General features: G+C 36.0%; 17 protein-coding genes and 1 pseudogene. 3 read left to right on the forward strand and 15 right to left on the reverse strand.

The window, feature by feature from the left end:
* From FLV_RS01965 to FLV_RS02005, 9 genes are all read right to left on the reverse strand, one after another.
* On the reverse strand, positions 1-2,907 hold the full coding sequence (locus FLV_RS01965) for an HD domain-containing protein (protein ID WP_243230362.1): 2,907 nt from the start codon (positions 2,905-2,907) through the stop codon (positions 1-3).
* A 155-nt stretch (positions 2,908-3,062) separates the two neighbouring features.
* On the reverse strand, positions 3,063-3,830 hold the full coding sequence (locus FLV_RS01970; protein ID WP_243230363.1) for an SDR family NAD(P)-dependent oxidoreductase: 768 nt from the start codon (positions 3,828-3,830) through the stop codon (positions 3,063-3,065).
* 26 nt (positions 3,831-3,856) lie between these two features.
* The gene (locus FLV_RS01975; protein ID WP_243230365.1) at positions 3,857-4,618 is read right to left on the reverse strand and encodes an SDR family NAD(P)-dependent oxidoreductase; all 762 of its coding nucleotides are present in this window, start codon (positions 4,616-4,618) and stop codon (positions 3,857-3,859) included.
* A 2-nt stretch (positions 4,619-4,620) separates the two neighbouring features.
* Positions 4,621-5,643: an LLM class flavin-dependent oxidoreductase gene (locus FLV_RS01980; protein ID WP_243230367.1), complete on the reverse strand. Its 1,023-nt coding sequence runs from the start codon at positions 5,641-5,643 to the stop codon at positions 4,621-4,623.
* A 19-nt stretch (positions 5,644-5,662) separates the two neighbouring features.
* Positions 5,663-6,409 carry an SDR family oxidoreductase gene (locus FLV_RS01985; protein ID WP_243230368.1) on the reverse strand — a complete coding sequence of 249 codons (747 nt, stop codon included), beginning with the start codon at positions 6,407-6,409 and terminating at the stop codon, positions 5,663-5,665.
* Between the two features lie 44 nt (positions 6,410-6,453).
* Positions 6,454-7,449, reverse strand: a complete 996-nt coding sequence (locus FLV_RS01990; RefSeq protein WP_243230369.1) for an alpha/beta hydrolase — start codon at positions 7,447-7,449, stop codon at positions 6,454-6,456.
* The gene (locus FLV_RS01995; RefSeq protein WP_243230370.1) at positions 7,442-8,962 is read right to left on the reverse strand and encodes a GMC family oxidoreductase; all 1,521 of its coding nucleotides are present in this window, start codon (positions 8,960-8,962) and stop codon (positions 7,442-7,444) included. The genes FLV_RS01990 and FLV_RS01995 overlap by 8 nt, the downstream gene beginning before the upstream one ends.
* A gap of 137 nt (positions 8,963-9,099) precedes the next feature.
* The gene (locus tag FLV_RS02000; protein ID WP_243230372.1) at positions 9,100-9,579 is read right to left on the reverse strand and encodes a nuclear transport factor 2 family protein; all 480 of its coding nucleotides are present in this window, start codon (positions 9,577-9,579) and stop codon (positions 9,100-9,102) included.
* A 157-nt stretch (positions 9,580-9,736) separates the two neighbouring features.
* On the reverse strand, positions 9,737-10,318 hold the full coding sequence (locus tag FLV_RS02005; RefSeq protein ID WP_243230374.1) for a Crp/Fnr family transcriptional regulator: 582 nt from the start codon (positions 10,316-10,318) through the stop codon (positions 9,737-9,739).
* A gap of 604 nt (positions 10,319-10,922) precedes the next feature.
* Between FLV_RS02005 and FLV_RS02010 the strand changes: the two genes are divergently transcribed.
* Positions 10,923-11,273 carry a winged helix-turn-helix transcriptional regulator gene (locus FLV_RS02010; protein WP_243230377.1) on the forward strand — a complete coding sequence of 117 codons (351 nt, stop codon included), beginning with the start codon at positions 10,923-10,925 and terminating at the stop codon, positions 11,271-11,273.
* A gap of 175 nt (positions 11,274-11,448) precedes the next feature.
* Here FLV_RS02010 and FLV_RS02015 read toward each other — a convergent pair whose 3' ends face one another.
* The 6 genes and pseudogenes from FLV_RS02015 to FLV_RS02040 all read right to left on the reverse strand — a co-directional run bounded on the left by FLV_RS02015 (position 11,449) and on the right by FLV_RS02040 (position 15,638).
* Positions 11,449-12,051, reverse strand: a complete 603-nt coding sequence (locus FLV_RS02015; RefSeq protein ID WP_243230378.1) for an FMN-dependent NADH-azoreductase — start codon at positions 12,049-12,051, stop codon at positions 11,449-11,451.
* A gap of 16 nt (positions 12,052-12,067) precedes the next feature.
* Complete coding sequence (locus FLV_RS02020; RefSeq protein ID WP_262916375.1) at positions 12,068-13,144, reverse strand: alkene reductase; 1,077 nt, start codon at positions 13,142-13,144, stop codon at positions 12,068-12,070.
* 198 nt (positions 13,145-13,342) lie between these two features.
* Positions 13,343-13,687 (reverse strand): annotated as a pseudogene (locus FLV_RS02025) (NAD(P)H-dependent oxidoreductase); the annotation flags it as partial.
* A gap of 92 nt (positions 13,688-13,779) precedes the next feature.
* Positions 13,780-14,760, reverse strand: coding sequence for a pirin family protein (locus FLV_RS02030; protein ID WP_243230381.1), 981 nt, complete (start codon positions 14,758-14,760; stop codon positions 13,780-13,782).
* A gap of 3 nt (positions 14,761-14,763) precedes the next feature.
* Positions 14,764-15,120: a DoxX family protein gene (locus FLV_RS02035; RefSeq protein WP_243230382.1), complete on the reverse strand. Its 357-nt coding sequence runs from the start codon at positions 15,118-15,120 to the stop codon at positions 14,764-14,766.
* A gap of 155 nt (positions 15,121-15,275) precedes the next feature.
* Positions 15,276-15,638: a winged helix-turn-helix transcriptional regulator gene (locus tag FLV_RS02040; RefSeq protein ID WP_243230383.1), complete on the reverse strand. Its 363-nt coding sequence runs from the start codon at positions 15,636-15,638 to the stop codon at positions 15,276-15,278.
* A gap of 88 nt (positions 15,639-15,726) precedes the next feature.
* On the opposite strand from FLV_RS02040, the gene FLV_RS02045 reads away from it, so the two are divergent.
* Together FLV_RS02045 and FLV_RS02050 are read left to right on the forward strand one after the other, a co-directional pair.
* On the forward strand, positions 15,727-16,377 hold the full coding sequence (locus tag FLV_RS02045) for an NAD(P)-dependent oxidoreductase (RefSeq protein WP_243230384.1): 651 nt from the start codon (positions 15,727-15,729) through the stop codon (positions 16,375-16,377).
* Between the two features lie 21 nt (positions 16,378-16,398).
* Positions 16,399-16,761 carry a nuclear transport factor 2 family protein gene (locus tag FLV_RS02050; RefSeq protein WP_243230386.1) on the forward strand — a complete coding sequence of 121 codons (363 nt, stop codon included), beginning with the start codon at positions 16,399-16,401 and terminating at the stop codon, positions 16,759-16,761.
* Positions 16,762-16,816 lie beyond the last annotated feature (55 nt).

A 16,816-nucleotide genomic window follows, 5' to 3' on the forward strand; every position in this document is an offset into this window, starting at 1 on the left:
CTACAATTGATTTAGCCGTTTTTTTTCAATTAAACTTAGGTTTTCTTCCTTTAAAATTTGCCATTCTTTTTGTGCAAATTTTGTGTAATACTGATGTTTTTTAAGAAATTCAATATTGAGGTTATACCATTCTGTATCAAGATATTTCCTGTCCGTCGTGTTTTCCCATTCGGCTCTTAGCTGCACTAATGATTCTGGATAATTTTGGCTGGACAAGTGTGAATTGTCAGCATCTTTAATTATTTTTTCAAGTTGGTTTTTAGGAGTATGATTAAATGTGGTTGCCAAAATTAAATCACTTACTTTTTGCTGAATGTTATCCGAGATGTTTTTTTCCAATAGAAAATCCAAGGCAATCCTGATACTGTTTTTTTCATGATCTTCAACTCCATGTATGTAACCGGCATCATGAAACCAGGCTGCCAAAAGGAGTATATCTGTTTTTGTTTGATCTATTTTTTCGGCATTGCAAATGGTTTCAATACCCATAACAACATTTTTTGTGTGTTCCAGATTATGATAGGAGTATTTTGAGTCTAATCTTTCTTTGAAAAGTGCCTCTATAAATACCTGAGCTTCGATCAATAGGATATTGTCGTTATGTTTTATTTTAACCCTAAGGGCTTTTAAACCCGAGACACCTTGCAGATTTTCGACATCTAATTTCTCTATATTAGTTTCCAGTAAACCTTTATGCTGTAAGAATTTGATATACTTGATGTATTCTTTTTCTTCGTTAAAATTTGAATAAACGATTGTTATTTTTCCTTTTTCAGTAATGCGCTCGTCTGAATTTCTTACCAATGCCTTGTCAATTCTTTTTTTTACTACTTCGTATCTTGCATTATAGGCTCCGTCTACATCAAAGCGTTTTTCATCCATTCTGAAACGAACAGAAATAGGAGAGGAGAATACTAAAATAAGTGAGGTTACATCAAGATTATATGGTAGGGTTCTTTTTATTTTATGATGCTCTAATTCCATTTTGCAAAGTGTTTCCAGCTGCCAAAGCCTCAGGTTGTGCAAATACATAGTATCGAAAACTTTATTTGGTTCTATGGATGCTCCGATGTATAGATTGTGTTCCACACCATCAGTTTTAAAGCGTTCATAATAATGAGGAAAAATATTTTGTGCATTGGTTTGTTTCTCATCCAATAGGCTAGTGAGCTGCTTGTTGATAGTCATTATAGTATCATCAAGATCTTTTCGCGTCTGATAGAACATTTCTGTTTTTGGATCCAATTTTTTGAGATACTGACTTACAAGTGTTCTTGTTTTTGGATTGGATTCAGCGCTTTTTAAGATAGAGTGAATTTCAGTTTCTATGTAATAGTGGATGTTTTGTTCAGAATTATTTTTAAGGGGTTGGTCCAGTTCTAATAAAAAGTTTTCCAGCTCAAACTTTTTTTGGTCGATAACTCCCATTTTTTTATCAATGTTCACCATTTCAATTATCCTGATAATTTCAATGATCTGTTTTTTCAAATCACTTACGATGGCATTATTTCTATTTTCCGAAGAACTCTTAATATCTATTTGCCCATATAATGGATAAACCTCTTTGAATATGATTTCTTTGAAAGTATAATCTTTAAGGGGAGTATTGGAATAGAAATAATTTTTGGCTTCTTTTTTGAATTTCCAATAAACGCTGGGATGAATTGAAGTATATTCATTTTGAATAATAGCCTCCAATTGATTTACCATATCAGCATTACTCTTCTCAATAGTCTCTGATATATAAGGCAAGATCATTTCCAGCTTGGTGGCATTAACAGAATTTAGAGCCCTGATCGTTGGAGAGGCCAATTCAAATAATCCCAACAATTTATTGTCTTTGATGACAGGTACCACTACAAAACTTTGAATGTCCTGGCTCAGCAAATGTTCTCCAAATTGATAATTTTCTTTTGTTTTGGCAAATTCTAAAACATCAGGAATTACAAAAGGCTTGTTACTTTTTATTAAACTCTCAAAAGGCCATCGGTAAGGTATATTTTCATAATTTTCGGACTTAACATCTAATAGCAAAAAGCTGTTCAAATTACCTTGATTGAAAGGAGGTCTTATAAAAGAAGCTTCATCCTGATCATAGAAAGTTAGACCTATTCTTAAATCGGGAACCTTAAAAACTGATCTGAAAAGGGACTCAAAACTATCGTTAAGTTTTGATTTTTCCACATCGGTTTTCAGTAAGTTGGATTTTAGTTTTGAAACGGCATTTTCAATGGTTACATCTACTAATGACAGTATGGCAAAACCTTTTAAAAACCATGAATTATAAGGGAAAGCTTTTTTCCACAAATCGATTTTATCATAATTATCGATTAATTCTACGATGTCAGTATGGGTTAAAAACCGGGTGTTTTCTGTTGGATATATTTCTAAAAAGTCAGCATTGTACAATATTTTATAATGTTTCAGAACACCATTTTTATCAGGAATGTCATAGAATATTGGCTGGCCAAAATCAATATTTTGGTTGTAGTAGGCATTTAGTATGAGCGTACAGTTCATGATGTAGAACTGGTCTTCATCCATATTTCTAATACTGAAGTCAAAAGAAACTCCTGCATCGTTTAAAATTTTTTTAAATCGCTCGGAGTAATTAAATGTAATATCGTAAAAAGGCAGAGTAGCTGCTTTTATTTCGTTATGAGTTAATGCTTCCGGGAACAGGTCATCTAGCAAATCTTTTATTAATTCCTGATTATTTTCAATTAGGTCAAGATTATCAATACCTGCAATAAAATCAGGTTTATCCTGTATTTGATTTAATATGCCCTTGGCATGACTGGATTTATGCTCAATATCGGATAATGCTGTTTGTTCTAATCCTTCAATTAATTTGTGAAAAGAAATTAAAATTTTAAAAGGGCTTAAATATTTATAATTCTTAATCATAAAACTGAAATTTAAAAAGGAATAAATATCCTGTGTAATTCTTTGTTAATAGGGAATCCATTTGATAAGAAATGCTTTTACTACCTGAAATTTAGTCCGTGTTGATTATTTATAAATACAGCAAAGACACTTCTGACTTTGCCGTATATTAGATCTTAGATGTGAATCCCACCGGAGACTTCAATTCTTTGTGCATTTATCCATTTGGAATCATCCGAACACAAAAAGGCAACAACGCTTCCAATATCATCAGGTATACCAACTCTTCCTAGTGCAGTATTACCAGCTATCATATCATTAAGTGCTTTATTGTCCCTAACGGCTCCACCGCCAAAATCTGTTTCAATGGCTCCTGGGGCTATGGAATTGACCCTGATTTTTAAAGGACCAAATTCTAATGCCTGATAACGGGTTAAAGCATCAATACCGGCTTTCATAATAGCATACGCAGCGTAATTTGGATAACTAAATCTTGCTAAACCAGAAGATGTGTTTACAATAGTTCCCCCTTCGTTAATCAGGTGAAGTAATTTTTGAGTAAGAAAAAATGGAGCTTTTAAATGAATGGAAGACATTGCATCAAACGCTTCTTCAGTAGTTTCTGCAATTGGTGCATAATGCCCTGTCCCGGCATTATTTACTAATGCATCTATTTTATTTTTTCCAAAATCTTTTTCCAAAATTTCCTTTAAGCTGGAAACAAATCCATCAAAAGTCCCTACTTTTTCTAAATCCAATTGCAGGCTTGAGGATTTCATGCCTAAGGATCTGATTTCTTTTACTACTTCTTGGGCGGACTCTTTGCTGGATTGGAATGTAATGATAACATCAAAACCACTTTTTGCCAATTGTAAGGCTGACTGTTTTCCAAGTCCACGGCTTCCACCTGTTAATAAGACTATTTTACCTGAATTGTTTGTCATTTTTTTACTATTTTGTACTTGTTTTTTTACCAGATAGACATTCCTCCATCAACTTTAATATCAACACCTGTTATGAAAGAACTTTCATCTGAAGCCAGAAATAAGGCAGTATTTGCAACCTCTTCAGGTTTACCAAGACGGCTAACTAATGTTTTTCCTATCATATAATCTGCCCATTCTTTATCTTTAAGTTGTTCCTGCGTTTGGTTAGTTTCTATTACACCTGGCGAAATCGAATTGGCTCTCATTCCGTGTTCACGACCTTCCATAGCCAATTGTTTTGTCATACCAATAATTCCCATCTTGGCGGTTGCGTGGGCAAGGGCACCCAACGTTTTAAATGTTCTGTGTCCCGAAAGTGAAGCCGTATTTACAATTGTGCCGTGACTTTTCTTTAAATATGGCCACGCCGATTGAGTCAAGAAAAATACCAAATCAACCTCTTCACGGGTGTTCATATGCCATTCGTCTTCACTAATATCTTCAATCCAGTTGAAGTGCGCCATTGCAGCATTGTTGAAAAGTACATCGATACGTCCGTATGTTTGTATGGCAAGTTCTACTAACTTTTTACACTCTTCTATCTTTGTCAAATCGGCTGGGTGAAGGGAAATCATACTGCCTCCGGATGCCAAGATTAAATCTAATGTTTTCTGACCAGCATCGCTATTATAATCACAACCAACCACCAAAGCTCCTTCTGCCGCAAAACGGATTGCCGCGGCACGTCCAATACTACCTCCAGTTCCTGTGATAATACATACCTTATTTTCTAATCTGTTTTTCATTTTTAGTTGTTATAATTATTTACTAATGGAATCACTTTACTTCCAATCAATTCAATAGATTCCATTAATTGTGAATGTGTTAAACCTGCATTATCCATCTGGAAAGTAAATCTGGAAACTCCTCCCAAATCTTCACTAAATCGAATAATTTTATCTGCAACCTCTTCTGGTTCGCCGACTAATAAAGCACCATTTTTACCCACTTGGGCTTCAAAATGCCCCGCTGTCATTGGTGGCCAGCCTCTTTCTCTTCCTATTCGGGTAACCGTTTCGGCGTAGCCAGGATAATAATTAGCAAAAGCTTTTTGTCTGTCATTAGCAACATAACCTAAAGAATGAATGCCTACTTTTAATTGTTCCGGAGAGTGTCCTGCTTCTCTTCCCGCTTCTCGATACATATCAACTAATCCTCGAAATCGTCTTGTTTCACCACCAATAATGGCAATCATTAGTGGCAATCCTAGTCTACCTGCTCTTACAAAGGATGCAGGAGTACCGCCAACACCAATCCATAAAGGCAATGTATCTTGAAACGGTCTTGGATATATAGGCTGATTGTTTAAAGGAGCTCTGAACTTTCCTGACCAAGTCAGTTTTTCATTATTTTGAATTTGGATTAGCAATTCCAATTTTTCCAAGAAAAGGGCATCATAATCCTGAAGATTGAATCCGAATAAAGGAAATGATTCTGTAAACGAACCCCTTCCTACAACTAATTCTGTTCTTCCTCTAGAAATAAGATCAAGAGTCGCAAATTCCTGAAAAACCCGCACTGGATCGGCAGCGCTCAAAACAGTTACGGCACTGGTTAATCTAATTTGTTTTGTTCTAGCGGCTGCAGCCGCCAAAATTACGGCTGGTGCTGAATCAAAAAATTCTCCACGATGGTGTTCTCCAATACCAAAACTGGAAAGACCTGCCTGATCCGCCTGTTCTATTCGTGTTAATAAATCTTCGAGTATATCTGCTCCATCAACGGCATTTTTAATTGTGCCAGATGCAAAACTGTCTATTCCAATTTCCATATTATTTTTTTATTAAAAGTTAAATTCTACCACCACCATTGGCAATTATTTGTTGTCCGTTTATCCAACCGCCTTCAGGGCCAACAAGGAATGCTACTACACCGGCAATGTCTTCCGGTTCTCCCATTCTGCCTAAGTTCATTGTTGTTCCGATGCGTTCTAATTCTTCTTTTGATACTTCTTTTTCCATTAATGGAGTTTTAGTTGGTCCGGGAAAAACACTATTTACAGATATTTGGCGAGAACCAAGTTCTTGTGCTAAGATTTCAGTAATTACTTTACCAGGAGCTTTACTAGGTGAATAAATACCAAGGCCGGCAGCTGGATAAAGAGAACTTGTTGAGGATATCTGAATAATACGGCCGCCATTGCGAACATGTTTGGCCGCTTGTTGCATTACAAAAAAGGTTCCTTTATAATTTACGCTATTAATACGGTCGAAGTCTTCTTCGGTAACATCAATAATAGGGATTCCCATTATTCCTATACCAGCATTAGCCACTACAATATCAATACCTCCAAATTCTTTGACAACGTCATTGAAAAGTTGGACAATAGCATCCACTTTACTAACATCTGCCGCAAATCCAACGGCAGTACCCCCTGCCTCCCTAATTTCCTTTACTACTGCCTCAGCTTGTTCAGGATCTCCTATATAATTAACGGCTATCGCAATTCCATCTTTAGCTAAACGAATTGCAAATGCACGGCCCATACCTGTAGATGCTCCTGTGATCAGGGCCACTCTTTTTATTGATGTTGTCATAATTTTATTTTTTATTCATTTTCCATTCATTAGAAAATTACATTTTAAACCGACTTTATAATACGGATATAGTCAGCCATTGCTCTTTTGGAAACATTAGCATCAGGTGCTATAAATTCAAAACCATGCGGAGCTCCCTGATGCAGGTGAAACTCAATTGGAACACCTGCTTTTGCTAATTTACCGGCATATTCTAAATTCTCATTGCGAAAAATATCCAGATCACCTACAGAAATAAAAGTCGGTGGCAAACCTTTAAATTCAGTAAGACGTGCAGGCGAAGCTATAGCAGAAACTCCATCTTTTCCTCGGTCTTCACCAAGCGATGCGGTCCATCCTGTATAGTTGTTATCATAGGTCCAAACTGCAAAAGGTAATAATCGCTCATCAGGAGTAATTATTCGATCGTCTAACATAGGATATATCAGGATTTGATGTGACAACTGAACTTTACGGTCACGTGCCAAAATAGCCACTGCAGCTGCAATACCACCACCTGCACTGTCGCCCATAACAGCAATTCTGTCTTCATCTATTTCCAGAGCAACAGCTTGTTTTTTTAGCCAGGTTAAAGCACTAAAAACTTCTTCAGCCTGTGCATCACCCTGTACTTCCGGAGCAAGATGATAATCCACAGAAAGAAATGGAACATCTGATTGATATGCAAAATGTGAAACAATCCGATCGTACAACTCCAATGATCCGGAGACCCTGCCACCGCCATGTACATAAACAATTGCTGATCCGGAAGCTACTTTTCCCGGAGGGATGTACCATCGCACTTTAATCTCATTGCCCGTACTTGTTTTGATGTTAAAATCCTTGGTGCTAACCTCTGGATGGAATGGGAAGTTTTGACTTAAATTTGCATAAAATCCATTTAGAGTTTCTCTTAATATTTGCCAGTCGCCCTTTTGCGGAAATTCTCCGGGAGGATGTTGATCGGCAAAATTTGACATTGCCTCTGCTATTTCTGTATCCAAACTATAACCTTTGACTCTTGTCAGGTTAGCTGTTTTATTCAATTGATTATTATCCATTTTGCTGAGCTATTTTTTCTGCTATTTTTTCTGCAACAGCAATTACCGTTATATTGGTAGCTGCCGAAATGATGTCTGGGAAAATTGAAGCATCAACTACCCTTAGTGATTCTACCTGATGTACTCTGCCTTGTAAATCAACAACTGCCTCTTTAGAATTTAGATCTCCCATTGGTGCACTGCTTGTAGGGTGGGCGTAGCTGGCTATGTTTTGTTTGATGGCTACTTCCAGTTCCTGATCTGTCTGCACTGTAATTCCTGGTGCAATTTCCGAGTGAATGAATTTAGAAAAAGGTGCTGCCGCGGCAATGCGTCTTGCTATCTTAGCACCCTCGATCATTCTTCTGGTATCTTCTTTATCATCAAGAAAATTCAGGTCTACCTTTGGATTTATATTTGGATCTTTGGTTTCAATCCAAACTTTTCCTTTTGAAAGCGGGGTAGTAACTGCCACACCTAAAACGAACCCCATTTGTGTAGGGCTGTATTCATCGGGAAAAAGATGGGTAGCTGTGATATGAATATCCAGTTCTGATGAATCAAATGCTGAGGTCCATAATTTAGCTGCAATAGGAGGTGATTTAGTTTCTACCATTTCTTTGTGCAAAGCGAAAGCGGCATAATGAAAAGGGTGGTCCTTTACGTTCTCCCCAACAGGAAGTTCTGCAATTAAAGGTATACCGAGCTTTTCCAATTGACTTTTGGGCCCGATACCCGATCTTAACAATACTGCTGCACTTCCATAAGTGCCTCCTGAAAGAATGATCTCATTTGCTAAAAATTCCTCTCCATTGGCTAAAAGTATACCGATTGCTTTTGTTCCATTAAACAAAACCCTGTCAGCTATAGATTGTGATAAGATGGTAAGATTTTTGCGTTCACGCACCTCATTTGAAAGATATGCCATGCCGGTATTTACACGTACACCATTTACCACATTCATTCGGTAAGGACCAACGCCATTCGCCTGGGCGCTATCAAAATCTTCAACAGCCTTGTAGCCTATATTAATTGTTGAATCTACAAATGCTCTTTGAACTGAAGTTAAATCGCTTCTAAGGAGCTGGCGAACGGGCAAAGGCCCGTCAAATCCATGGAGTTCTTTATCTCCTGAATCACTTTTTTCTAATTTTTTAAAATAGGGAAGCATTTCTTCGAAAGACCATCCTTGAAGATTCCATTTCTTAAAATCCTCAGGACGTGCGCGCAAAGCAACTGCACCATTAATGGCAGAACTTCCTCCCAGGACTTTTCCTCTGGGAAGATCTATTTTATTCCCGTAGGAAGTAGGCTCTGATTGAAATCCCCAGTTATGAGCTGCATCTCCACCAGGATTATCAGCACTTGAAATAGCATCCGGGTAGTCCCAGGCCGGATAAGCATTCCCTCCCTCTATTAATAAAATTTTTTTGCTGATATTTTCGCTCAAACGAGAAGCCATAACGGCTCCTGCTGAACCACCACCTACTATGATAAAATCATAATCAGCAGTACTTTTATTTGAATTTTTCATAATATTTTTTTTTAGTTGAATAGTGTAAAAATGAGAAATAAGAAACCTAAAAAGAGGTGCGATTTGATAATAAAAATTATTGACTTTTATCAATGATTTTTATTGACATGGTTACTATATATTGTTTTAAACTGAAGTTATTTTTTATCAAAACTGCCACCAGTCATTGCTTTCTGAAAAGCTTGTGGATTCCAGTATTCACGATAGTTTACAATAAGGCCATTGCGAAAAGTTACAAAAGTAGCATACTTCATCTCATAGGGATTACCATTGCCTATTACAACTCCAGATGCACTCCATTCCGCGATGGCAACATTTGCATCGTCGGTAGGATAGATTTTCAATGTTGGCAGCGATTTTACATCAATATAACTAGGATAGTTTTTTAAATATTGAAAAAGAGCCTCACGACCTTCAAATCGTGCCTGCATGCCTTCAGGGGCAAAAGGGAATTCAGCCACAACATCTTCGGCACAAAGTTCTGACCATCCTTTCATATCTTTGGCTAGAAAGGTGTTTAAACTCTTGCGAAGAAGCTCGGTAGCGGGTACTTTGTTTGAAGTTTTTGGTTTTTTTGTTTGTCCAGTTACTGTTGTACCAAACACTGCTAATGCCACTAATACAATTATTTTTAAATTTTTCATTTTTAAAGTTGTTTTTTAATCAATTCTGATAAGGCAAAATTGCATCGTTATGGAGCTTTAAAGCGATACTATATGATAAAAAAAACCGTTGACATTTGTCAACGGTTTTTATAAAAAAAGAAGTCCTATGCTATTTTGTTGCCTGCTTTCTTATCCTGCTTAGGGTTTCTCGGGTTATGCCCAAATAAGAAGCGATAAGATGCTGTGGAAATCTTTGGATGAATTCTGGATGGTTGCCTGCAAATTCTTCGTAGCGTTTCTCAGCGCTATTATTAAGGGTAAAGTTTAATCTTTGTTGGTTGGCAATGGCATTTCTTTCATCCGTTAGGCGCATCATTTCTACAAGTGTAGGTATTTTTTCCATCAAATCCATCATATCGGCTCTTGTAATAATAAGGAGTTCGGTATCTTCCCAAGCATCGATATTGTATTTTGAGGGTGTCAGCATAGTGGCACTTTCGCGGTCGTTTGCCCAATAGTTCTCAACGAACAGATGCACAATGTGTTCTACTCCTTTGTCGTCAACACGATATTGTCTCATTGCCCCTTTTACAATAAAGCCAGCATATTTACATACATCGCCATCTTGTAAGAAGTATTGCTTTTTTCTCAATTTTTTGAATTGAAAGTTCGCTACAATCAGTGCTTCTTCTTCGTCTGTAAGCGGCAAAGAAACATATTGGTTAATGTAAGATAAAAGATTTTCGTGCATTGATTTGATAATTAAATTAAAATGGTGTTACAGAATTCTAGAATTTAAATTTTTTATTTGATTATTCAGGTTTGGGTACTATACGAACTGCTTTAAAAAATAATAACATCAATCTGATTTTTAGATTCATGCAATGAGTCATGACTTTGTTGTAAAAGCTACATTAGAATATCTTTTTTCAGTTAGAAGAGAATGGCTGGGGATTCCTGTATTGTTGGATACAAACAGTTTTTTTATATACCTGCTTTTAATTGAGTGCGAATGATTCTTTTTAAGGAATCTGTTTATTAAAATGGCTTTTGTCCTCAATTGTTTGTTAAGAGTAACAAATTTAATGCACCAGAGGCAAGTTTTCTCTATTACATAAATTAATTTCATCTCTTTTTTAATTATAATTTATACTTGATAATCAATAATATTGAATTGATTAATATTGAACGGACTTTTTAAGTTCTTGTTTTTGGCTAAAAAAAGGAATCAATAATGTTTGTGATAAATTAAACATTAACTTTAATTTTTTAAAGCAAATCTAAATTAAATTACTTTATTTTTGTTCTATTAGTAACATAAAGTATTGGTTACAATCAGGTAACCAACCAGATATATGAATGAATATCAAATAGAAGATGAGGGTTGTAAAGAGGTCATTAGGGGAGCTCATGATGCAATGGATGTACTTAACGGAAAATGGAAGATTCCTATCATAGCTGTACTTTGTTTTAATAAAAAAAGGTATTCCGATATTTTGAGAGAGGTTAAAGGAGTGTCGGGTAAAATGCTTAGCCGAGAATTAAAGGATATGGAATTAAATCAGCTTTTAAAAAGGACAGTCTTAGACACTAAGCCTTTAACTGTTCAGTATGAACTTACAGAATATGGGCAGAAATTTAAGGTTGTTATTGAACAGCTTGCTATTTGGGGGATTGAATATCGAAAAGAAGTAACAGCCAAATGAGTTATAAATACATGACAAAGGCCAGAGATTTATCTCTGACCTTTGTTATAGATCTAAATGATTTCTAAACGGCTGTCTTTTTTGTAAAGCACCAGCTATAAGCATAGCTTAATCCTCTTTATATATATGTATATATAAATAATGAGTTTTCAATTTTGAGTACCATGATCGTTTATTAATCTAAAACATTTAATTTTTCAAGAGCAATTTGCATTGCATTTTCTTTGAGAGATGAAACAGAAACCCCTTCGACACGAAATACAGTCACGTCGGTCATTCCAAAAAAGCCCAAAGATGTTTTTAGATAAGGTTCAATAAAATCTAGTGCTTTATAATCACCTTCGCTGTAAACGCCGCCTGTTCCGATAGCTAAAAATATTTTTTTTCCATGAATTAAACCAACTGGCCCATCAGCTGTATAACTAAAAGAGACGCCAGCTCTGGCAAGATGATCAATCCAACTTTTCAAGACTGCCGGAATCCCAAAATTATACATTGGCGCACCAATAACAATTACATCAGCTTCAATTAGTTCCCCAAGGGTACTGTCGGAAAGTTTGACGGCTTCCAATTGCGCAGCAGAACGGTTTTCAGGTTGTGTATTAAAAGATTCAATAGTACTGTCAAGAATATAGGGTAGTGGGTCTATATTAAGATTTCGAATCACAACAGAAGCGTTATTATTTTTAGAGACCAGTTTTTTTATAATAGCTTCACCTAATTGAATAGTAAAGGAAGCTTGCGCTCTTGGGCTTGATATTATATGAAGTATTTTCATTTATTAATTTTTATTGTTATAAACTTGGATAATCGGTATACCCTTTTTGAGTGCCTCCGTAAAATGTGGCACGATCGGGTTCATTTAATGGTTCGTTGAGTTCAAATCGTTTTGGTAAATCAGGATTAGCAATAAATGATACCCCATAGGAAATCATTTTAGCGATACCATTTTCCAATTCCTTTTCACCTGATTCACGGGTATATCCGGCATTGGCAATTAATAAGTGTTTGGTTAAGGTACCCAATGTTCCCATTACATCTTTAGGATATTGGTCAAAACCTTCTTCAGGTAGAAATAGAGGATTCATTAAATGTATATAAGCCAAAGGCAACTTGTTTAATTCGTTTATCACATAAGAATAAACGGCTATTGGTTCGCTTTCTATAATACTATTATAAGGAATACTTGGGGATAATTTAATGCCTACTTTATCTTTTCCAACAGCTTTTGTTAGTTCCTGCATAACTTCCAAAATAAAGCGGCTGCGATTTTCAATGTTACCGCCGTATTCATCTATACGAATATTAGAACTTTCCGCTAAGAACTGGTTTGGCAGATATCCTGTCGCCGCATGTAATTCTACACCGTCAAAACCTGCTTCAATTGCATTTAAGGCAGCATTTTTGTAGTCTATTATAACTTGTTTTACTTCTGCAGTCTCTAATGCTCTTGGAACTTCATAATCTTTTGGACCTTGTGAAGAAAAATGTTGTTGTCCTGCAATAGCCAGGGCTGAAGGGGCAACAGGCAATTGGCCATTTTTATCTGCCGAATGACTAACACGACCGGTATGCCAAAGCTGTGCGAAAATTGTACCCCCGTTTTTATGGACAGCATCTGTGACCTTTTTCCAGCTTTCTATTTGAGCTTTTGTGTAAATACCCGGAGTGTAAGGACTTCCAATGGCCTGCTCAGAAATGTTTAATCCTTCTGAAATGATAAGTCCTGCACTTGCCCTTTGTGTATAGTAAAGAATGGTTGATTCGTTTACTGTTCCATCATTTTTGGCGCGTGCACGGGTCATCGGTGACATTGCCATGCTATTCTTTAGTGATAAATCACCGATTTTAATTGCTTGTAATAATTTCATTTTTTTAATGTTTCAAGTATTTATATTCTTAATAAGTTTCTTCTATTACAGTTCTATGAGTATTTAAAATCCAGAATTTTTCTGCAAGCAATTAAAGAGAATGGGTAATACTTTCGGGCAGTATTCTCTCTCTCTCTCTCTCTCTCTCTCTCTCTCTCTCTCTCTGTAATGTTAATAATACCAACATATATATCTTTTTTAATGCGAATTCCACTGAGCTGTAATGCCAGGTTTCGAATACCTGTTTTGCCAAGGACCAGCCCCATCTCTTCTTTCTGGCAAAGTAGCCAAAACAAAAGCATGTTTGTCCCCAAATGCTTTTCGCCCGGGAATAACCGAAATCCAATTATAAATATTTTTGAAAGCAGTACTGTAGACTCCATTTTTTTCTGCAAGAGAAATAATCAGCAGATCACCTTCATCTATCTTTTTAGCAAAGTCCAGTGCCAATTGCGGCATTCCTGTTTTTGTTGTTTTATCCACGTTAAACAATAGTATCTCATACTCATTTAAAACCAAAATTTCAACACTATGATTATTATGGTGTGGCTTACAATTTTTTGTTGATTGAGGCGCTGCTGTTTCTTGCTGCGAATGCTAAAAATTTCCTGTTTTTTTATTAAGAGTTAATTATTTTACATTGTAAATTTAATTTTACCATATTTACCATCATAAAAATCCCTGTAAGCCTGGATTATTTCCTTTTTACTGTTCATCACAAAGGGACCTTCCGATATCATAGGTTCGGTATATTGCTCTCCACCAAGCAATATTATATCAACAGACTTTTTAGAAGCGTTTTTTATTTCAATTTCTCCTGCTTTTCTGCCAAATTCTACCAACTCGCCCGCTTGAAATTCTGAATCGTTTAGTATTGCATTTTGGGTAGTCAGAAAAGCAGCAGCCTCGATATCATCAGTCAAATTGATGGAAAAATTTTTGTGAGCCTCCAAATGTATATGATAGAGAAACTGCTGGGAATAATTCGGGATTTTCGAGCTTAATTCTTCATAGTCCCCTACAATTGCTTTTATCCAGCCAGCATCCTGAAGCAATGTTTTTTTAGGAATTTCTTCCGCCTGTATGGCTATGTGTGCAGGATCTTCTGCTTTGTTTTTTGCAGGCAGGTTGATCCATAACTGCAGGCCATGAATAATTTTACTATTTGTTTGAGAGTCGTAATTAAAATTTTCATCGTGCATTATTCCATTACCAGCTTTCATCCATTGTGCACCGCCCGAATATATTTTTCCCGTATTGCCTGCACTGTCAAAATGTTCCACCTCGCCTTCAAGGATATAGGTGAGTGTAGCAATGCCCCTGTGCGGATGTGCACCCATGCCTTTTTTTGTAATAGTTTCTTTAATGGCAGGAGCTACATAATCCATGAATACAAAAGGACCAACTTTTTTTGCAAATCGATTGGGTAACATTCGATTAATAACCAAGGGGCCAAGGTCTGTTTTATTTCCTTTTGTTGAGAAATTGGTTTCCTTTTTCATAGGTGTCGGATTTATTTTTTGATCGACCATGTTTGAATGTGCTTTGCTAATGTGGGTCGTCTTTATATTTACAAATGATTGCTTGCGCAAACTCTTTGTTAGTGATGATTTCATTACTTAAATTTTATCTGCGTAATAATGAGATATACCCAAAAGCACTAAAAAGATTATTGGTGCAGAAGATACAGAAATTGGGTCACCACTGGCTGTATGTGCAATAAATGCAGTAATAAAGGTAAGGGCAAATCCGAAATAGGCAAAGGATTTAATTTTAGCCGAAACTATTGGCAGGATTAAGGCCAAAGCCCCTAAAATTTTCAGGACTCCAAGTTCAATTCTGAAATAATCAGGGAAACCTAGATGCACAAATGCCGCTTTCATGTCAGCGTTGGTAAAATACCCGAATGCACTGAAAAGCATCATGGCTGTAATAATTCCAGTTGTAGTCCAATAAATAATTTTATTCTTGTTCATTTTTTGTTGTTTTTAGAAGATTAGCTATTTGTTTGTTTTATAATGTAAAATTGCGACAGAAGCATATCTTAAAACGATGCGATATGATAAAAAAAACCGTTGACATTTGTCAACGGTTTTTTTTATCAATCATAATCCGGTAATAACTTTTTAAACTAACATTCTTTTGATAATTGATTATGAACTTTACCCCACTCTGCCATAGCCTCCAATACAGGTAGTAATGTTTTACCTTTTTCGGACAAATAATACTCTACGTGTGGAGGAATAATTTCTTTTGCATCTCTGACAACCAAACCATCAAGTTCTAACTGTTTTAGTTGTTGAGCCAGCATTTTCTCTGTAGTTAATATCAATATTTTTCTTAGTTGCCCAAATCTCAATGGCTCATTTCGAAGTTGATATAGAATTATAGTTTTCCATCTCCCTCCAATCATTTCGATGGTAAAGGACATAGGGCATTTAGTAAGCACATTATTGTTCAAGCTATTGGTTGAATTTTCTTTTCTCTTTGCCATTTCACACTTACTTTTTGGTTAGTACTTGTTTTTATAATAGTGCAAATATAACTTTGTATTATTAAAAATCAAATAAAAGTAAAAATCTATGAAAGTATTATTAATTGGAGCAACGGGTAATATTGGGCAAAGAATTTTAAACGAAGCCTTAAATAAAGGGTACGAAGTAACGGCAGTACAACGTAAACCAGAGGCGCTAGAATTAAAACATCCAAATTTAACAGTAATTAAAGGCGACTTGCTGAACGGGACAGAATTACCTTCACTCATAGCTGGTAAAGATGTTGTTGTATCTGCAATATCACTTTACGCAGGATTAACGCCTGAGCAGTTTAAACAAGCGCATCAAAACCTTATTAATGCCTTGAAGGAACAACCGCAAACAAGAATTATTGCAGTTGGCGGAGGTACCAATAATGAGGTGGCACCAGGTGTAAGAATGTTGGATGTTGAAGATATAATGAAAAATATCCCGGAAGAATATAAGCCTTCGATTTTTGCACATGGCGAAGTTCAGAAATTATATGAAACTTCAGGACTGGAAAATTGGACCTATTTTAATCCTGCGGCAATGATTCAGGCTGGCGAACGCACAGGTAAATTTAGATTAGGAACTACTAATCTGGTTGCAGACGAAAACGGATCAAGCAATATTTCATTCGAAGATTATGCGATGGCATTGGTTGATGAAATCAATAATCAGCAATTTGTAGGCAAACCATTTACCATTGGTTATTAAACCAAATCATTATAAAACAAAATGGAAAATACATTAGAACAATTACTGGTTCAGCATTTAAACGAAATTTGGAACCAACGTAACGAAACACTTAGGGCTAGTGCTATTGAAAGAGTATATGCGAAAGATATTGACTTATTTGAAGTTGGTGAAAAATTTACAGGATATGAGGATGTGAATCATAAAATAAGTAAAACATTAAATGGTCTTCCTCCGGTTTTCTCTATTATACAGTTAAAACCAATTGTCATTAATAACAATATTGGCAAGTTAGAGTGGGGTGTTGGTCCAGAGGGCGCTCCTCCGGTGGCAACAGGTACAGACATTGTTGTTTTTGAAAACGGAAAAATAAAATCACTGTACGTATTTCTTAATAAAGAATAGGTTTTTAATTTACTATCGTTCTTGAGCGTTATTACAGTTTAAAATGCTATGTCTG

Origin of the sequence: Flavobacterium pectinovorum (assembly GCF_022802975.1) — a bacterium.
Lineage (GTDB): Bacteria > Bacteroidota > Bacteroidia > Flavobacteriales > Flavobacteriaceae > Flavobacterium > Flavobacterium pectinovorum_B.

What these genes read in the sequence shown, in the direction of transcription:
- FLV_RS01965 (WP_243230362.1), bottom strand. Translation starts at nt 2,907, where the DNA reads ATGATTAAGAATTATAAATATTTAAGCCCTTTTAAAATTTTAATTTCT.
- FLV_RS01970 (WP_243230363.1), bottom strand. Translation starts at nt 3,830, where the DNA reads ATGACAAACAATTCAGGTAAAATAGTCTTATTAACAGGTGGAAGCCGT.
- FLV_RS01975 (WP_243230365.1), bottom strand. Translation starts at nt 4,618, where the DNA reads ATGAAAAACAGATTAGAAAATAAGGTATGTATTATCACAGGAACTGGA.
- FLV_RS01980 (WP_243230367.1), bottom strand. Translation starts at nt 5,643, where the DNA reads ATGGAAATTGGAATAGACAGTTTTGCATCTGGCACAATTAAAAATGCC.
- FLV_RS01985 (WP_243230368.1), bottom strand. Translation starts at nt 6,409, where the DNA reads ATGACAACATCAATAAAAAGAGTGGCCCTGATCACAGGAGCATCTACA.
- FLV_RS01990 (WP_243230369.1), bottom strand. Translation starts at nt 7,449, where the DNA reads ATGGATAATAATCAATTGAATAAAACAGCTAACCTGACAAGAGTCAAA.
- FLV_RS01995 (WP_243230370.1), bottom strand. Translation starts at nt 8,962, where the DNA reads ATGAAAAATTCAAATAAAAGTACTGCTGATTATGATTTTATCATAGTA.
- FLV_RS02005 (WP_243230374.1), bottom strand. Translation starts at nt 10,318, where the DNA reads ATGCACGAAAATCTTTTATCTTACATTAACCAATATGTTTCTTTGCCG.
- FLV_RS02010 (WP_243230377.1), top strand. Translation starts at nt 10,923, where the DNA reads ATGAATGAATATCAAATAGAAGATGAGGGTTGTAAAGAGGTCATTAGG.
- FLV_RS02015 (WP_243230378.1), bottom strand. Translation starts at nt 12,051, where the DNA reads ATGAAAATACTTCATATAATATCAAGCCCAAGAGCGCAAGCTTCCTTT.
- FLV_RS02020 (WP_262916375.1), bottom strand. Translation starts at nt 13,144, where the DNA reads ATGAAATTATTACAAGCAATTAAAATCGGTGATTTATCACTAAAGAAT.
- FLV_RS02030 (WP_243230381.1), bottom strand. Translation starts at nt 14,760, where the DNA reads ATGAAATCATCACTAACAAAGAGTTTGCGCAAGCAATCATTTGTAAAT.
- FLV_RS02035 (WP_243230382.1), bottom strand. Translation starts at nt 15,120, where the DNA reads ATGAACAAGAATAAAATTATTTATTGGACTACAACTGGAATTATTACA.
- FLV_RS02040 (WP_243230383.1), bottom strand. Translation starts at nt 15,638, where the DNA reads ATGGCAAAGAGAAAAGAAAATTCAACCAATAGCTTGAACAATAATGTG.
- FLV_RS02045 (WP_243230384.1), top strand. Translation starts at nt 15,727, where the DNA reads ATGAAAGTATTATTAATTGGAGCAACGGGTAATATTGGGCAAAGAATT.
- FLV_RS02050 (WP_243230386.1), top strand. Translation starts at nt 16,399, where the DNA reads ATGGAAAATACATTAGAACAATTACTGGTTCAGCATTTAAACGAAATT.